The sequence below is a fragment of the Mesorhizobium sp. M2C.T.Ca.TU.002.02.1.1 genome, assembly GCF_003997225.1.
In genome coordinates this window covers 1-17123 of record NZ_RZTO01000006.1, presented here as the reverse complement: position 1 = coordinate 17123, position 17123 = coordinate 1, and the positions used below count along the sequence as shown (strand labels likewise).

The window sequence follows — 17123 nt, the reverse complement described above, 5'->3', positions numbered from 1 at the left end:
GAATGGCGGATGCCTGAGACGCTGACCAAATTCATCTTCGGCCGCCTCACTCTGGAGTCGCTGCCGCTGCACGAGCCGATCGTCGTCGGCACCTTCATCGTGGTGGCGCTCGGCGGCCTGGCGGTGCTCGGCGCCATCACCTATTTCCGGCTCTGGGGTTATCTCTGGCGCGAGTGGTTCACCAGCGTCGACCACAAGAAGATCGGCATCATGTATATGGTGCTGGGCCTCGTCATGCTTTTGCGCGGCTTCTCCGACGCCATCATGATGCGTCTGCAGCAGGCCATCGCCTTCAACGGTTCGGAAGGCTATCTCAACGCCCATCACTACGACCAGATCTTCACCGCCCATGGCGTGATCATGATCTTCTTCGTGGCGATGCCTTTCGTCACCGGGCTGATGAACTTCGTCGTGCCGCTGCAGATCGGCGCGCGCGACGTCTCCTTCCCCTTCCTCAACAATTTCAGCTTCTGGATGACGGTCGGCGGCGCCATCCTGGTCATGGCCTCTCTGTTCGTGGGCGAGTTCGCGCGCACCGGCTGGCTGGCCTATCCGCCGCTCTCGGGCATCAACTACAGTCCCGATGTCGGCGTCGATTATTACATATGGGCGCTGCAGGTTGCGGGCGTCGGCACGACACTGTCCGGCATCAACCTGATCTGCACCATCATCAAGATGCGGGCCCCCGGCATGACGATGATGCGCATGCCCGTCTTCACCTGGACCTCGCTCTGCACCAACGTGCTGATCGTGGCGTCCTTCCCGGTGCTGACGGCTGTGCTGACGCTGCTCGCGCTCGACCGCTATGTCGGCACCAACTTCTTCACCAACGACTTCGGCGGCAACCCGATGATGTATGTGAACCTCATCTGGATATGGGGTCATCCGGAGGTCTACATCCTCATCCTTCCGCTGTTCGGCGTCTTCTCCGAGGTCACCTCGACCTTCTCCGGCAAGCGGCTCTTCGGCTACACCTCGATGGTCTACGCCACGGTGGTCATCACCATCCTGTCCTATCTGGTCTGGCTGCACCATTTCTTCACCATGGGCTCCGGCGCCAGCGTCAACTCCTTCTTCGGCATCACCACCATGATCATCTCGATCCCGACCGGGGCGAAGATGTTCAACTGGCTTTTCACCATGTATCGCGGCCGCATCCGCTTCGAGCTGCCGATGATGTGGACGGTGGCCTTCATGCTCACCTTCGTCGTCGGCGGCATGACCGGCGTGCTGCTTGCCGTGCCGCCGGCCGACTTCGTGCTGCACAACAGCCTGTTCCTGATCGCGCATTTCCACAACGTCATCATCGGCGGCGTGCTGTTCGGCCTGTTCGCCGGCATCGCCTATTGGTGGCCCAAGGCCTTCGGCTTCAGGCTCGATCCGTTCTGGGGCAAGGTTTCGTTCTGGTGCTGGGTTCTCGGCTTCTGGTTCGCCTTCATGCCGCTCTATATCCTCGGCCTGATGGGCGTGACGCGCCGCATGCGCGTCTTCGACGATCCCTCGCTGCAGATATGGTTCGTCATCGCCGCCTTCGGCGCGGTGCTGATCGCCGCCGGCATCGCCGCCTTCTTGGTGCAGATCTTCGTCTCCATCCGCAGGCGCGAAGCGCTGGCCGATCACACCGGCGATCCATGGGATGGCCGCACGCTCGAATGGTCGACCTCCTCGCCGCCGCCGGCCTACAACTTCGCCTTCACGCCGGTCATCCGCGACAACGACGCCTGGTTCGACATGAAGAGAGCCGGCTACCGGCGCCCGCTCACCGGATTCAAGCCGATCCACATGCCGAAGAACACCGGCACCGGGGTGATCCTGGCCGTCTTCAGCGTCGTGCTCGGCTTCGGCCTGATCTGGTACATGTGGTGGCTGGCGGCTCTGAGCTTCGTTTGCCTGATCGCAACGGCGATCGGCCACACCTTCAATTATCACCGCGACTTCGACATCCCGGCGGCAGAGGTCGCGCAAACGGAGGAGGCGAGGACGACGCTCCTCGCCGCCCAGGGTTAGGTTTGAGCATGGCATCGACGGCAATCACGGCCGATACCGCACCGGTCTTCCACCTGGAAGAAGAGCACGCACACGCCGAAGGCGGCAGCACCATGCTCGGCTTCTGGCTCTATCTGATGAGCGACTGCCTGATCTTCGCCATGCTGTTCGCGGCCTTTGGCGTGCTCGGCGGCAATTACGCGGCCGGTCCGGCGCCGAAGGACCTGTTCGACCTCGGCCTGGTGGCGGTCAACACCACCATGCTGCTGCTCTCCTCGATCACCTATGGCTTTGCCATGCTGACCATGGACAAGGGCCGCGTCGGCGCGACGCAAGGCTGGCTTGCCGTGACCATGCTGTTCGGCCTGGCGTTCCTGTCCATCGAGCTCTACGAGTTCGCGCACATGATCCATGAGGGCGCGACGCCGCAGCGCAGCGCCTTCCTGTCGTCCTTCTTCACGCTGGTCGGCACGCACGGCCTGCATGTCACTTTCGGCATCGTCTGGATGGTGACGCTGATGGTGCAGGTCGCGCGATACGGCCTCATCGAGGCCAACCGCCGCCGGCTGATGTGCCTCTCGATGTTCTGGCACTTCCTCGACGTCGTCTGGATCGGCGTCTTCACCTTCGTCTACCTGATGGGGATGCTCAGATGAGCGCTCATGATCATGCCGATCACGACCACACGCATGGCGGCGCCGCGCACGGGTCGCTGAAGGGCTATCTGATCGGCTTCGTCCTGTCGGTGGTGCTCACCGCCATCCCGTTCTGGATGGTCATGACGGGCGCCATCGACAACAAGCAGGCCACAGCCATCATCATCATGGCCTTCGCGGTGGTGCAGATCGTGGTGCACATGGTCTTCTTCCTGCACATGACCCCCGCCTCGGAAGGCGGATGGTCGATGCTGGCGCTCATCTTCACGGTGATCCTCGTCGTCATCGTGCTGAGCGGCTCGCTCTGGGTGATGTACCACCTCAATGCCAACATGATGCCGGGACTCCACGAGATGCGGGAGATGCCATGAACCCTGTGTCGGGCGCGGGGAGGGCTAAATTCGAGGCGGAAGACATGATCGGCCGGGCAGGCACTGGCCCCCATGCTCCCTCGAAGGGCTCCGCGTCGCGATTCTTGGCTGTGCTGGCTGGGCTTCTCGGCGTCCTGGTGTTTCTCGGGCTCGGCATCTGGCAGCTGGAAAGACGGGTCTGGAAGCTCGACCTTATCGCCCGCGTCGACCAGCGCATCCATGCTCCGGTCGTCGATGCGCCTGGCCCCGCGACATGGGCTGATATCGACGCGGCCGGCTATGAATACCGCCATGTGCGGCTGGCCGGGTCGTTTCAAGGCGCCAACGCGCTGGTGCAGGCGGTGACCGAGCTCGGCGGCGGCTATTGGGTGCTGACGCCGATGCGCGACGACCGCGGTTTCACGGTTCTCGTCAACCGCGGCTTCGTTCCGCAGGAGCGCAAGGCTGAGTTCGAGCGGGAGAATGCCGCGCTCGCCGCGCCGGCGATGGTCGACGGGCTGCTGCGCGTCAGCGAGCCCGGCGGCGGTTTCCTGCGCAGCAACGATCCGGCCACGAACCGCTGGTACTCGCGCGACGTCGCGGCAATTGCCAAGGCCCGCGGCCTGACCGACGTCGCGCCCTATTTCATCGATGCCGGGGCCTCCGGCCCCGACAGCTGGCCGCGCGGCGGGCTCACCGTCGTCAAGTTTCGCAACGCGCATCTTGTCTACGCTTTGACCTGGTTTGCCCTGGCCGCGATGCTGGCGGTGGCGCTTGTCAGGCCGATCTTCGCCGGCCGCGATCAGCGGGACGCGCCAAGATGAACATTTCGATCGCGCGGCTTCATCACGACAAGCCGTTCCTGGCGGTTCCACCGGCCGGCCAGGGAGGCTCGGCCTCGAACACCGACGCCACGAACAGGAAGAACCTGCTGCTCCTCATCCAGTTGCGCTGGCTGGCGGTGGCCGGGCAGGTGCTGACCATCCTGGTGACGCAATACTGGTTCGCCATCCCGCTGCCGCTCGCCGAGATGGCCGGCGTGGTGCTTTTCCTCATAGGGCTCAACATCTTCAGCCTGCTCGCCCTGCGCGGCAATCGCCGCATCTCCAATGCGCAGCTCTTCGTCGCGCTGATCTTCGACATGGCGGCGCTGACAACGCAGCTTTACCTGAGCGGCGGCGCCTCGAATCCTTTCGTGTCGCTCTACCTCCTGCAGATCACGCTCGGGGCCGCGCTGCTGGCGCCATGGTCCACCTGGATCCTGGTGGTGGCGGCCTCCGCCTGCTTCGTCTTCCTCATCTTCGCCTTCCAACCGATCGCGCTCCCGCATCACGGCGGCAGCGATCTCCTGGCGCTGCATCTGCGCGGCATGTTCATCTGCTTCGTGCTGGCGGCCGGCCTGATCGTGATCTTCATGACGCGCATCAACCGCAACCTGCGCGAACGCGATGCCTATCTTGCCGACCTGCGCCAGCGTTCGGCCGAGGAAGACCACATCGTGCGCATGGGCCTGCTGGCCTCAGGTGCCGCGCACGAGTTGGGCACGCCGCTCTCGACCATTTCGGTCATCCTGTCCGACTGGCGCCAGATGCGCGGCGTCAAACGCAGCCGCGAGCTCTCCGAGGACGTGGCCGAGATGCAGGCGCAGATCGAGCGCTGCAAAAGCATCGTAACCGGTATCCTCATGTCTTCCGGCCATGCGCGGGGCGAGGGCACGATCCGCACCACGATCCGCCAGTTCCTCGACGATCTCGTGCAGGAGTGGCGCCTCAGCCGCCAGCCTATCAAGCTGGATTACAGCAACGGTTTCGAGCCGGACGAGCAGATCGTGTCCGACACGGCGCTGAAACAAGTGATCTTCAACGTGCTCGACAATGCGCAGGAAGCATCGCACGATTGGGTTGGCATCACTGCCGAACGGCAGGATGAGAAGCTGGTGTTCATCGTCAAGGATCGCGGGCCGGGTTTCGACAAGGATATTCTGGCCGCGCTCGGCCAGCCCTATATGTCGAGCAAGGGGCGTCCAGGCGGTGGCCTGGGCCTCTTCCTGGTGTTCAATGTCGTGCGCAAGCTCGGAGGTGACGTTTCGGCGCGCAACATGGCGGAGGGCGCCTGCGTTACCCTTTCGCTGCCGCTGGCGGCGCTGACCGATGGAGGCGATCGTGAAATCTGATCGATCCTTGTTTGTCGTCGAGGACGACGTGACCTTCGCGCGGACGCTCAAACGCTCCTTTGAAAAGCGCGACTATGACGTTGTGGTCTCCCACGACCGGGAGGCGCTGCTGGTCGCGCTGGAAAAGACTGTTCCGGCCTATGCCGTCGTCGATCTCAAGCTCGGAGCGGGATCCGGGCTCGAATGCGTCAAGCTGCTCAGCGCCCGCAACCCGTCGATGCGGATCGTCGTATTGACGGGATTTGCCAGCATCGCCACGGCGGTCGAGGCGATCAAGCTCGGCGCCTGCCACTATCTGGCCAAGCCCGCCAACACCGACGACATCGAAGCCGCCTTCGGCCGCGCCGAGGGCGACGTCTCGGTGCCGCTCACCAGCCGCCCCACTTCGATCAAGAACCTCGAATGGGAGCGCATCCACGAAACGCTGGTCGAGACCGGCTTCAACATCTCCGAGACCGCGCGCCGGCTCGGCCTGCACCGGCGCACGCTCGCGCGCAAGCTCGAGAAGCGCGTGGTGCAGTAGGGCAATTCCAGGAAAAGTGTGAGCGGTTTTCCGTCTGGAATTGCGTAAAAACAAGGAGATAGAGCATTTCACCGTTTCTGTGAAACGGTGAAATGCTCTGGGGCAATTTCCTCGATTGTTCAGTAAGTGGTGCGCCCGCCCGACAGATCGAATGTCGAGGCGGTGGTGAAGCTGTTTTCCTTCGAGACCAGCCACGCGACCATCGCGGCGGCTTCGTCGACCTCAAGCAGCCGGCCGCGCGGGATGCGCGAGCGCATGTACTCGATATGCTCTGGTGTCAGCTGGTCGAGGATGCGCGTCTGGGCGGTCGCCGGTGAAATGCAGTTCACGGCGATGTCGTATTGCGCCAGCTCCTTGCCGAGCGACTTCGTCAGGCCGATGACGGCCGCCTTCGATGCCGAATAGGCGGCGGCGTTGGGATTGCCCTCCTTGCCGGCCACAGAGGCGATGTTGACGATGCGGCCGTAGTTGCGCTCTTTCATGCCGGGCACGACGGCGCGATTGACGTGGAAGGTGCCGTTGACGTTGATGTCGATGATCTTCTTCCACATGTCGACGTCGTAGACATCGAGCGGCGCGGCAGGGCCGGCGATGCCTGCGGAGTTCACCAGGATGGAGATCTTGTCGGCGATCTCCTCGGTCCTGGCGCGGGCTGCATCGACCGCGTCCCAATCGGCGATATCGACCACCAGCGTCGTGGCGGCCTTGCCGAGCTCCTGCCGGGCGGCGTCGAGGCGCGCCTCGTCGAGGTCCCAAAGCGTGACCGTGGCGCCCGAGGCGACAAAGCGCTTGGCCATGGCGAAGCCGAGGCCCTGGGCGCCGCCGGTCACCACCGCGTGCTGGCCGTCCAGATCGATCCTGTTCATATCGGGCGTTTCCTCCAGTCCAATTTTCCTGCTGATATTCCGGCTATTGGCCGCAATGCGTGATCCGCACGGGCTTCCGGCCCGGTATCGCGACGCTACATGGTGGCGCCGAGGCTCCACGGCACGAATTCGTTGTCGCCATAGCCAAGCGCCTCGGACCTGGTGCGCCCGCCGGACGCCACCCGCAGGATCTCCGCGAAGATTTCCTCGCCCTTCTCAGCCGGCGTCACGCCGTCCAGTATGTCGCCGCAGTTGATGTCCATGTCGTCGCGCATCTGCTCGAAGATGAACGAGTTGGAGGCGAGCTTGATCGAAGGCGTCGGCTTGCAGCCGAAGGCCGAGCCGCGCCCGGTGGTGAAGCACAATATGTTGGCGCCGCCGGCGACCTGGCCGGTGGCCGAGACCGGGTCGTAGCCGGGCGTGTCCATGAAGACGAGGCCGCGCTCGTTGATCGGCTCGGCATATTCCAGCACCGCGCGCAAATTGGTGGTGCCGCCCTTGGCCGATGCGCCGAGCGACTTCTCCAGGATGGTCGTCAATCCCCCCAGCTTGTTGCCGGGCGAGGGATTGTTGTTCATCTCCATGTCGTGCCTGGCGGTGTAGTCCTCCCACCAGCGGATGCGCTCGACCAGCTTTTCGCCGACCGCCCGGCTTTCGGCGCGGCGGGTCAGGAGATGTTCCGCACCGTAGATCTCGGGTGTCTCCGAAAGAACGGCGGTTCCGCCCTGCGCGACGAGCAGGTCCACCGCCGCGCCGAGCGCCGGATTGGCGCTGATGCCGGAGTAGCCGTCCGAGCCGCCGCATTGCAGCGCCAGCACCAGCTCGGAGGCTGGTTGCGGCGTGCGCCGCGCGGCGTTGACGATCGGCAGCATCTCGACGATCGCCTTCACCCCGGCATCGACCGTCTTGCGCGTGCCGCCGGTTTCCTGGATCGTCATCGTGCGGAAGGTGGTGTTCTCCTCGATGCCGTAGGATTGCATCCAGCGCGGGATCTGGAAGGCCTCGCAGCCGAGCCCGACCATCAGCACGCCGCCGACATTGGGATTGGTGGCGAAGCCCCATTGCGTGCGCTTCAGAAGATCGTAGGCCGGGCCCTTGGTGTCGATGCCGCAGCCAGTGCCGTGGACGAGCGAGATGATGCCGTCGACATTGGGATAGTTGCGCAGGATGCCGGAGCGGTTGACTTCCTCGGCGATGAAGCGCGCGACGCTGGCCGAGCAGTTCACCGAGGTCAGCGTGGCGATGTAGTTGCGCGTGCCGACTTTGCCGTTCGGCCTGCGATAACCCATGAAGGTTGCCCGTTCGCCGTCGGCAAGGACCGCCGTTTGCCTGGCGTCCGCGCCATAGCCGTAATCCCGCTCGAAATCGCGCAGATAGACATTGTGCTCGTGCACCCAGTCCCCGGCCGCGATCGGTCCGCGCGCGAAGCCGATGGTCTGGCCGTATTTCACGATGGGCTCGTCCGCCGCGATGTCGCGCATGGCCATCTTGTGTCCGCGCGGGATACGGACCCGCGCCGCGATATCGCCGGCCTTCTCGCCAGCCGCCAACGGATCGACCGCGAGCAGGATGTTGTCCGCATGCGAAAGCTTGATGAAGCGTGCCATTGCCCAAGACTCTGAAGAAAATTCTCACCGGCGCGGCCGCGAGATTTGATGAGTGGGAATACTAATATAATAGAATGTCAGTGGTCAAGCGACAGCCGATCGTGTTTCGGTGGAACCGCCGTTGCGGGATATCCTTCGCAGGGCTCGACAGAGCGGGATCGCCGCCTGCGCGCAAATCCTTGCCCATCCGGGCCGCCGTCGCCAGCGGCTCAGTCCAGGTGGAAGACTTCCTCCATCGCCGCCCACCATTCGCCTCGCGCGCGGGTGGCCAACGGCTGCTGCATCGGGTCGCACAATTCCCACCATTTGCGCATCGCGGCCGATTCGCCCATTCGCGCGGCGTCCGATGCGAAATCGTCGCCGTGATATTCCCAATAGGCGAACAGCAGGTTCTCCGGCTCGCGCAGGAAGATGGAGTAGTTCCTTATGTTGGCGCGGCTGATGACCTCGAGCACCTCGGGCCAGACCGCGGCATGCACGCGCTTGTAGTCCTCGATCGCCTCGGCCCTCAGGCCGATGCAAAGCCCCATTCTCTTCATCATGGTCTCGTCTGGTTCGACGGCGTCGGATTGTTAGCCGAGGAGCTCGGCGGCGACTTCGAGCGTGTTGCGGAAGGACGTCTCCAGATGGCTCTCCATCGCCTGCGCGGCGCCCTCCGCATCTTGGCGCTTCAGGGCGTCGAGGATGGCTTCGTGCTGCTCGATCGTCTGCTCGCCATAGCCGGGCTTGGGGATCGCCAGATAGCGGCCGCGGTCCATCTGCGCCTTGGAGATGTCGACCGCCCGCCAGATCATCGGCATGCCGCAGATCTCGGCTATGCTGCGGTGGAAGACGTCGTCGAGCTGGATCGCCACGGCATAGCGTCCACGCGAAATGGCGAGCTTGTGAGCGGCCATGTTGTCTTCCAGGAGCTCGGCCGCCTGCGGCGTCATCTTGGCCGCGGCGCGCCTTGCGCTTTCCATCTCCAGCGCCCGGCGGATGACATAGGCTTCCTCGAGATCGGCGCGGCTGATCGGCGCCACATAGGTGCCGCTTTGCGCCAGGATCTTGACCAGCCCTTCGTCGCTGATGCGCTTGACTGCCTCGCGCACCGGCGTGCGCGATACGCCGAGCGCCTCGGCAATCGCCACCTCGTTGATGATCTCGCCGGGCTTCAGTCGCCCGACGACGATCAGGTTGCGGACCTTGTTGTAGATCTGGTCGCGCAGCGGCAGGGCCCGATTGAGGGTCGAAGGGTCCAGATCCATGAAAAATCCCATCGCTCGTCCACGCCAATGGATGAATTATATTAGAATGCCAACCGGAATGCACGCATGCGCAAAACCGATTGCCTCCCTTGTCGAAAGCCTCTGAAAACCAGCTTGCCAGAACTGTTATATTAGTGCAATAGTGCCGGCCGTCGCGATTATCGGCGTCGCGGTGGAAGCGTTTCGGGGCCTCAAGCGTGGTTTTCGCGAGGGCTTTCGTGGTCGGTTTGAGGGGCCGGCCATGCGCTTGATGTGACCGATGAACCCGCGCCGGGGAGCGCCGGGCCGCTTGCCAGGGAGGACCAAGCCAGAAATGACTGTCGTGGCGGATTGTGCCTTGGACATGCGGGGCATCAGCAAGACGTTTCCGGGCGTGAAGGCGCTCTCGAACGTCAATTTCGCCGTGAAATTCGGCACCGTCCACGCGGTCGTCGGCGAGAACGGCGCCGGTAAGTCGACCCTCATGAAAGTGCTCAATGGTTCCTACGCGCCGACCAGCGGCACGATCAAGGTCGGCGGCAATGAGGTGCGCATGCGCAAGCCGGCGGACGCTCAGGCGCTCGGCATCCGCATGGTCCATCAGGAGATCAATCTGGTCCCCGACCTGACCGTCGCCGAGAATGTCTATCTCGGCCGCATGCCCGGCAAATGGACCTGGCTGCGCAAGGGCGAAATGGTCAGGAGAACGGCGGCCGTCCTCAAGGAACTGGGCGCCGCGATCAATCCGCGCGAGCGGCTTGGGAACCTCTCGATCAGCCAGCAGCAGCTTGTCGAGATCGCCAAGGCCTATGCGGCCCAGCCCCGCATCATCGTCCTCGATGAGCCGACATCGTCGCTCAGCGAGCACGAGACGGCGGCGCTCTTCCGCATCCTGCGCAAGATGCGCGGCGAGGGCATCGCCATCGTCTATATCAGCCACCGGCTGAAGGAGGTGCTCGAGATCGCCGACGAGGTCACCGTGCTGCGTGACGGCTCGATGATCGAGACGCGCCCCATCGAGGGGATCACCGCGGCCGAGATGATCAGGCTGATGGTCGGCCGCGAGGTGAGCAATGTCTTCCCCAAGAGCCCGGCCGAGATCGGCGCATCAGTACTGCGCGTCGAGCGCATCGGCGACGGCGCGAGCTTCCGCGATGTCAGCTTCGATGTGCGGGCCGGCGAGATCCTTGGGTTGACCGGCCTCGTCGGCGCCGGCCGCACCGAAGTCGCGCGCGCCATCTTCGGCCTGTCGCGGCTGGTCGAGGGCAGCGTCAGCGTCAATGGCCGCAAGGTCGCCATCAACTCGCCATCCGAGGCGGTGCGCGCCGGCATCGCCTACGTCCCGGAGGACCGCAAGGGCGACGGCATCGTGCCCGGCATGTCGGTGCGCGAGAACATAAGCCTGCCCATCCTGCGCCGCCTGACCAGCTTCGGGCGCATCAGGCGCAGTGCCGACCGCTCACTGTCGGCCATTTACGTCAAGCAGTTCTCCATCTCGCCGCCGGATGGCGAGCGGCGCATCAACCTGCTTTCGGGCGGCAACCAGCAGAAGGCGGTCATCGCCAAGTGGCTGGCGGCGAAACCCGCCGTGCTGATCCTCGACGAGCCGACGCGCGGCGTCGATGTCGGCGCCAAGGCGGAGATACATCACATCATCGGCCAACTCGTCGCCGACGGCATGGCGGTGGTGATGATCTCGTCGGAACTGCCCGAGATCCTCGGCGTGTGCGATCGCGTGGTGGTGATGCGCGACGGCCGCGCATCGGCGCCGCTGACCCGCGCCGAGCTCAGCGAGGAGCGCATCATGGCGCTCGCGACCGGCGAGGAAGCGGCGTGACGGACGCGGCCATGGAGATCAGCGGCGTGAACCGCAACGACCGTTTTACGCGCGGCAGCAGGCTCGTCGGTGTGCTGTCCAAGGCGGGCCTTGTGCTGGCCATCCTCGCCGTCGTCCTCTACGGCTCGTTCGCCAGCCCGGCCTTCTTCACCGCAGGCAATCTGCTCAACGTGCTGACCTCGATGTCGATCGTCGGCATCGTCGTGGTCGGCATGACCTTCGTGCTGGTGGTCGGCGGCCTGGCGGACCTTTCGGTGCCCGCCACCATCGCCTGCGGCGCGATCCTCTCGCTGGGGCTGCAGCCGCTCATCGGTCCCGTACCCGCCTTCGTCCTGGCGGTTGCGCTGGCCGGCCTGATCGGCCTGCTCAACGGCGTCCTCGTCGGCTATGTCGGCATCAATCCGATCATCGCCACGCTTGGCGTCGGAACCATCGGCCTCGGCATAGTCCAGGCGGCGGTCGGCGGCGTCATCGTCTACGGTTCGAACGCGGCCTCGGCCGAATTCGCCAAGGGCCGGTTGCTCGGCATCCCGGTCGTGGTGCTGATCTTCCTGGCCATCGCGCTCATCGGCCATTTCGTGCTGTCCAGGTCCTTCTGGGGACGCTGGACATTGGCGACCGGCGGCAATTACAGCGCGGCCGAAGCCAGCGCCGTCCCCGTCAAGGCCGTCAAGGCCGGAGCCTTCGTGATTACCGCGCTCGCGTCCGGCATCAGCGGCGGCCTGCTCGGGCTGACGCTGCAGAGCGCACGGCCGCTGATCGGCTCCGGCTACGAATTCAGCGCCATCACCGCGGTCGTCGTCGGCGGCGTCTCTATCATCGGCGGCTTCGGCTCGGTGCCGAGAGCCGTCGCCGGCCTAGTCTTCGTGCAGCTCCTCACCAACGTCATGGTGCTGCAAGGGGTGCGCACGCCGGTCCAGGGCTTCGTGTTGGGCATCCTGATCGTCGGCGCCGTCGGCATGGACGCCGCGCTGCGCAAGCGGGGAGTGGCGTGATGCGCCTCCTGGTCCTTGCCTCGCAATATCGCGTCCTCATCATCCTCGGTCTGACGCTTGTCGTCTCGGCGTTGGTCGTGCCTGGCTATCTGGCGCCGTCGACGCTCGGCCTCGGCCTCGACAGGGCCGCGACCATCGGCCTGATCGCCATCGGCCTGACCGTGCTTTTGATCGCCGGTCAGATCGATCTCTCCGGCGGTGCGGTATTCGCGCTGGCCGGCATCGTCTCGGTCATCCTGCAGCGCGAGATCGGCATCCTGCCCGCGGCGGTCGTCGGCATTCTTGTCGGCGCCGTCGCCGGCGCGATCAATGGCGCCCTGGTCGTCGGACTGAAGGTCAATTCGCTGGTGCTGACGCTGGCCACGATGCTGATCTTCCGCTCGCTCGCGCACTGGATCACCAAAAGCCAGCCGGTGACCGGCACCGACATCATGCTGTCGCTGGCGCTGGCCAAGACCTATCTCGAGATATTCACCATCCGCAGCGCGCTGTTCATCGTGCTGATCGTGCTGCTGCATGTCTGGCTGACGCGCACCATCCCGGGCCGCAACGTCTTTGCCGTCGGCTCCAATCCGGCCGCCGCCAAGGAAAGCGGCATTGCCTCGGACCGCATCGTCTTTCTCGGCTTCGTCCTCGCAGGCACGCTGGCCGGCCTTGCGGGCGTCCTCCAGAGCCTCGTCACCAACACCGGCTCGCCCGTCTTCGGCTCGGAACTGACGGTCGCCGTCATTGCCGCCGTCGTCGTCGGCGGAACCCGCCTCGAAGGCGGCAGGGGATCCGCGCTCGGCACGCTGGGCGGCGTGCTGACGATCGGCTCGCTGACCATCGCGATGGAGTTCCAGTCCATACCCGCATACGTCCAGCAGGTCGTGTCCGGGCTGATCCTGATCCTGCTCGTCGTGCTCGATCGGGCCGTTACCACCAAGGGGAGGGCTCCGGGCACGCGCCCGGCGCTCGTTCGCGACAATCCAATCACTCAAGGAGAAAACGTATGATTGGGAGGAAACTTATGATTGGCAAGAAAAGCATGCTCCAACTCGCCGCCGTGGCGCTCCTGGCCTCGACCGGATGGGCAAGCGCCAAGACCGTCTGCTACGTGACGGCGGCGGATTCGCATGCCTATGCGACGCCGGCCAACAAGGCGCTCGAGGCCCGCGCCAAGGAGCTTGGCGTCGAGATACTCAGCCTCAGCCAGGACTTCGACGTGCAGAAGGGCACCGAGCAGCTCAACACCTGCGTGGCGCGCAAGGTCGATGGCATCATCCTGTGGCCGCTCGATCCGCAGGCCTATATTCCGGGCCTTGCCCGCGCGCAGCAGGCGAACATCCCGGCGATCCTCATCAACTCGCCGATGAGCGACGACGCCAAGCCCTTCATAAAGTCCTTCACGGGACCGGACGTCTACGAGGAAGGCAAGCTGGCCGCGGATTCGCTGAGCAAGGCACTGGGCGGCAAGGGCTCGGTGGTCATCATCGCCGGCCAGGCCGGCAACGGCACCACCATCGGCCGCGTCAACGGGTTCACCGACCGGCTCAAGGAAACGAACGCCGATATCAAGGTGCTCGACACCGTCAACGCCGACTTCGACCAGCAGAAGGCGCTGGTCGTCAGCCGCGACCTGATCACCCGCTTCGGCGACCAGATCACCGGCGTCTACGCCAATGACGACACCATGGCGCGCGGCTTCATCGACGCCTGGAAGGAAGCCAATCCGTCCAAGCCGACGCCACCGATCGTCGGCATCAACGGCCAGAAGGACGCGTTCGAATCGATCAAGAGCGGCGAGATGTACTCGACCATCGTGCAGTCGCCGGTCGAGGACGGCCGCCTGGCGATCAACACCATGGCGGAGATCATCGACGGCAAGGAGGTCAAGGACAGGCTGCCGATCCCGCTGACGGTCGTCACCAAGGACAATGTCGGCTCGGTCGAACCGGCGTTCTGATCACATGGCCGGCCTGGTTTATCCGGGCCGGCCGATCCCCTATCCCAGCCCGGCACCGGTCGGACGCCGCGCCAGGGCAATTACCGAACGGCCACGCCCAGCACCGAGACGCAGTCGCCCGCCTTGACCAGGCCGGGGAAGTGGCGTGCGGCGAGCAGCCCCGACATCCTGGCCGTGATCTCCTGCGGCGCCTGGCCAGTGCGGCCGACCGGATGGACGCGCGCGACCACCTGGCCCTCTTCCACGGGCTCGCCGAGATCGACCATGGTCTCGATCATCCCGTCCTCCTCGGCGAAGGCGAAGCAGTCGCCCGACGGCATGTCGAGCCACTGAGTTCTGCCCTTCTCGACCTCGCCCTCGACGATCCCGGCATGGCGCAGCACGTTGAGGATGCCGCGCCGGGCGATCCGCACCGTTTCGGCGCGAGAGGTTCCGCCGCCGCCAAGCTCGGTGGTGACGAAGACCTTGCCCATCTCCTCGGCGGCCGTGTCATACATGCCGACCGCGTCGATCTCGGTCATGCGCATCGAGAACGGCGCCGAGAAGGCTTCGACGGCGGCGAAAGCCTCTTTCTCCTGCGCCTTGTCGGGCAGCGTATGCGCGGCGCAGAACGGCACGAAGTCCAGCGTCTTGCCGCCGGAATGGAAGTCGAACACGATGTCCGCGCGCGGCAGCAATTCACGCTGGAAATAGTCGGCGATCTTCTCCGTCACCGTGCCGTCCGGCCGTCCAGGGAAAGAGCGGTTCATGTTGCCTTTGTCGATCGGCGAGGTGCGCGTGCCGGCACGGAAGGCCGGATAGTTCATCGCCGGCACGATGATGACCGTGCCGGAGACATTTTTCGGATCGAGCGTGCGGGCGAGATCGTAGAGCGCCAGCGGCCCCTCATACTCGTCGCCGTGATTGCCGCCGGTGAGCAGCGCCGTCGAGCCCTTGCCTCTGCGGACGACGCAGACCGGGATCATCACCGAGCCCCAGGCGGAATCGTCGCGGCTGTAGGGCAAGCGCAGGAAGCCGTGCTGGACGCCCTCGCGCTCGAAGTCGACGGTCGGCGTGATCGGCGATGGACGCAAAGCGGACATCGGCCTCAGTCCTTCACGAACAGCTTGCGCGGCACATTGGCCAGGCATTCGACGCCGGTGTCGGTGATCAGGATCGACTCGGTGATTTCCAGCCCCATCGTCTCCAGCCACAGCCCCGTCATGAAATGGAAGGTCATGCCGGGCCTGAGCTCGGTGCGGTCGCCGGGACGCAGGCTCATCGTGCGCTCGCCCCAGTCCGGCGGATAGGACAAGCCGATCGGGTAGCCGGTGCGGTTGTCCTTGACGATACCGTATTTCTTCAGGACGGCGAAGAAGGCATTGGCGATGTCCTCGCAAGTGTTGCCGGGCTTGGCGGCGGCCAGGCCTGCCTCCATGCCTTCCAGCGTCGCCTTCTCGGCGTCGAGGAAGGCCTGCGTCGGCTTGCCGAGGAATACGGTGCGCGACAGCGGGCAATGATAGCGGTTGTAGCAGCCGGCGATCTCGAAGAACGTGCCTTCGTTGACCTTCATCGGCTTGTCGTCCCAGGTGAGATGCGGCGCCGAGGCATCCGCGCCCGACGGCAGCAGCGGCACGATCGCCGGATAGTCGCCGCCGATACCGGCGACGCCGCGCGTGCCGGCATCGTATATCTCGGCGACCAGGTCGCATTTGCGCATGCCGACCTCTATCCTGTCGACGATGCGCCGGTGCATCGCCTCGACGATGCGGGCGGCGTTGCGCATGTACTCGATCTCGGTCGGGCTCTTCACGGCGCGCTGCCAGTTGACCAGCGCGGTGGCATCGGCGAAACGGGCATTGGGCAGGTGTTTCTGCAGCGAAGCGAACGCGGCGGCCGAAAACCAGTAATTGTCCATCTCGACGCCGATGGAGAGCTTGTCCCAGCCGCGCTCCGCAAGCACGCTGGCGAGGTAATCCATCGGGTGCCGCTCGGTCGACTGCACATAATGATCGGCGTAGCCGATGATGTTGTCATGCGCGAGATAGGCGGTGCGCTTTGCGCCGTTGGCGTCCTGGCCGCGTCCGTACCAGACCGGCTCGCCCGAAGGCGGCACGATGACCGCCTGATGCACATAGAAGGACCAGCCGTCATAGCCGGTCAGCCAGGCCATGTTGGAGGGATCGCTGACGATCAGCAGATCGACGCCCTTGGCCTCCATGGCCTTCCGCGTCTTGGCGAGGCGCTCCGCATATTCGCCGCGCGAGAATTTCAAATTTGGTTGCATTGTTCTTGGTCCTCGTTTGTTGGGCCTTGCGGCCGGCACTAGCTCTCGAAAATCGTTCCGGCATTCGTCGCCCGCGCGCGGTCGCGGGTAAGCGTGGCGATCGCGGTGTCCTGCACGCCGGTGCCGGTGAGGTCGGCGATGGTGATGTCGCTCGCCGAGCGCCGGCCGTGCTTTTTGCCGGCGATGATCTGGCCAAGCTCGGTAACCTCGGCGTCGGCGGCCATTACGCCTGCGTCGATGGCATGATGAAGCTCGCCCAGACGCCGCGTCTGCTTGGCGCTGTCGGCGACATAGAGGTCGGCCATGCGCAGGATCGCCGGCGCGATCTCGTTCTTGTGCTCGGCATCCGAGCCCATGGCGGTGATATGCTGGCCGGCCGAGCCGAAACCTGCCTTGATCAGCGGTTCGGTCGAAGGGGTCGTGGTGACGATGATGTCGGCGCCGGCTGCCGCATTCGCCGCATCCGGCTCGGCCCGCACGACGATACCGAGCTTCTCGCGCAGGCGGGCGGCTGTGGCCTCCGCCTTGGCGGCGTCGCGCGCCCAGATCCGCGCTTCCTCGATCGGCCGCACGAGGCGCAACGCCTCGAGCTGCAGCCCGGCCTGCACGCCGGCGCGGTCGCGGCCAGGCATCTGTCGCGCGAAGATTCCAAGGTAGCGGCGATCTTCGGCGCCGGCGGCCGCCGTGCGGATA

The 17123-nt window shown here is 64.9% G+C and carries 17 protein-coding genes; 10 read left to right on the top strand and 7 right to left on the bottom strand.

Features of this window, described 5'->3' with window-relative positions; genetic code table 11:
• The first annotated feature begins 9 nt into the window (after positions 1-9).
• Genes cyoB through EOD07_RS00820 form a run of 6 tightly spaced genes read left to right on the top strand, consistent with a single transcriptional unit; the run spans position 10 to position 5688 of the window.
• A complete protein-coding gene (cyoB, locus tag EOD07_RS00845; protein ID WP_127233553.1) occupies positions 10-2007 on the top strand; it encodes a cytochrome o ubiquinol oxidase subunit I in 1998 nt (665 codons plus the stop codon).
• Positions 2008-2015: 8 nt separating this feature from the next.
• Positions 2016-2642 (top strand): cytochrome o ubiquinol oxidase subunit III, encoded by a 627-nt coding sequence (gene cyoC / locus EOD07_RS00840; protein ID WP_164772006.1) that lies wholly within the window; start codon positions 2016-2018, stop codon positions 2640-2642.
• Positions 2639-3013 (top strand): cytochrome o ubiquinol oxidase subunit IV, encoded by a 375-nt coding sequence (gene cyoD, locus EOD07_RS00835; RefSeq protein WP_127233551.1) that lies wholly within the window; start codon positions 2639-2641, stop codon positions 3011-3013. Before cyoC ends, cyoD begins: the two co-directional genes overlap by 4 nt.
• Positions 3010-3816: an SURF1 family protein gene (locus tag EOD07_RS00830; protein ID WP_127233550.1), complete on the top strand. Its 807-nt coding sequence runs from the start codon at positions 3010-3012 to the stop codon at positions 3814-3816. Before cyoD ends, EOD07_RS00830 begins: the two co-directional genes overlap by 4 nt.
• A complete protein-coding gene (locus EOD07_RS00825; protein WP_127233549.1) occupies positions 3813-5165 on the top strand; it encodes an ATP-binding protein in 1353 nt (450 codons plus the stop codon). The genes EOD07_RS00830 and EOD07_RS00825 overlap by 4 nt, the downstream gene beginning before the upstream one ends.
• A complete protein-coding gene (locus EOD07_RS00820) occupies positions 5155-5688 on the top strand; it encodes a response regulator transcription factor (protein WP_164772005.1) in 534 nt (177 codons plus the stop codon). The genes EOD07_RS00825 and EOD07_RS00820 overlap by 11 nt, the downstream gene beginning before the upstream one ends.
• A gap of 119 nt (positions 5689-5807) precedes the next feature.
• Here EOD07_RS00820 and EOD07_RS00815 read toward each other — a convergent pair whose 3' ends face one another.
• The 4 genes from EOD07_RS00815 to EOD07_RS00800 form a co-directional block, all read right to left on the bottom strand.
• Positions 5808-6554 carry an SDR family NAD(P)-dependent oxidoreductase gene (locus tag EOD07_RS00815; protein WP_127233548.1) on the bottom strand — a complete coding sequence of 249 codons (747 nt, stop codon included), beginning with the start codon at positions 6552-6554 and terminating at the stop codon, positions 5808-5810.
• A 95-nt stretch (positions 6555-6649) separates the two neighbouring features.
• Positions 6650-8161: an altronate dehydratase family protein gene (locus EOD07_RS00810; RefSeq protein ID WP_127233547.1), complete on the bottom strand. Its 1512-nt coding sequence runs from the start codon at positions 8159-8161 to the stop codon at positions 6650-6652.
• A 209-nt stretch (positions 8162-8370) separates the two neighbouring features.
• On the bottom strand, positions 8371-8700 hold the full coding sequence (locus EOD07_RS00805; RefSeq protein ID WP_127233562.1) for an L-rhamnose mutarotase: 330 nt from the start codon (positions 8698-8700) through the stop codon (positions 8371-8373).
• Between the two features lie 33 nt (positions 8701-8733).
• Positions 8734-9408 (bottom strand): GntR family transcriptional regulator, encoded by a 675-nt coding sequence (locus EOD07_RS00800; protein WP_041002199.1) that lies wholly within the window; start codon positions 9406-9408, stop codon positions 8734-8736.
• Between the two features lie 343 nt (positions 9409-9751).
• Between EOD07_RS00800 and EOD07_RS00795 the strand changes: the two genes are divergently transcribed.
• The 4 genes from EOD07_RS00795 to EOD07_RS00780 are packed head-to-tail and all read left to right on the top strand — an operon-like array spanning position 9752 to position 14164.
• Positions 9752-11224 carry a sugar ABC transporter ATP-binding protein gene (locus EOD07_RS00795; RefSeq protein WP_245469731.1) on the top strand — a complete coding sequence of 491 codons (1473 nt, stop codon included), beginning with the start codon at positions 9752-9754 and terminating at the stop codon, positions 11222-11224.
• Positions 11221-12219: an ABC transporter permease gene (locus tag EOD07_RS00790; RefSeq protein WP_245469729.1), complete on the top strand. Its 999-nt coding sequence runs from the start codon at positions 11221-11223 to the stop codon at positions 12217-12219. The genes EOD07_RS00795 and EOD07_RS00790 overlap by 4 nt, the downstream gene beginning before the upstream one ends.
• Positions 12219-13214, top strand: a complete 996-nt coding sequence (locus EOD07_RS00785; protein ID WP_127233545.1) for an ABC transporter permease — start codon at positions 12219-12221, stop codon at positions 13212-13214. The genes EOD07_RS00790 and EOD07_RS00785 overlap by 1 nt, the downstream gene beginning before the upstream one ends.
• A 14-nt stretch (positions 13215-13228) precedes the next feature.
• Positions 13229-14164 (top strand): sugar ABC transporter substrate-binding protein, encoded by a 936-nt coding sequence (locus EOD07_RS00780; protein WP_041001776.1) that lies wholly within the window; start codon positions 13229-13231, stop codon positions 14162-14164.
• Positions 14165-14244: 80 nt separating this feature from the next.
• Here EOD07_RS00780 and doeB read toward each other — a convergent pair whose 3' ends face one another.
• The 3 genes from doeB to EOD07_RS00765 form a co-directional block, all read right to left on the bottom strand.
• A complete protein-coding gene (gene doeB / locus EOD07_RS00775; RefSeq protein ID WP_127233544.1) occupies positions 14245-15246 on the bottom strand; it encodes a N(2)-acetyl-L-2,4-diaminobutanoate deacetylase DoeB in 1002 nt (333 codons plus the stop codon).
• 5 nt (positions 15247-15251) lie between these two features.
• Positions 15252-16430 (bottom strand): ectoine hydrolase DoeA, encoded by a 1179-nt coding sequence (doeA, locus tag EOD07_RS00770; RefSeq protein WP_127233543.1) that lies wholly within the window; start codon positions 16428-16430, stop codon positions 15252-15254.
• A 38-nt stretch (positions 16431-16468) separates the two neighbouring features.
• Positions 16469-17123 (bottom strand): ornithine cyclodeaminase family protein (locus EOD07_RS00765; protein ID WP_127233542.1); only part of this gene is annotated, 655 nt, incomplete at its 5' end.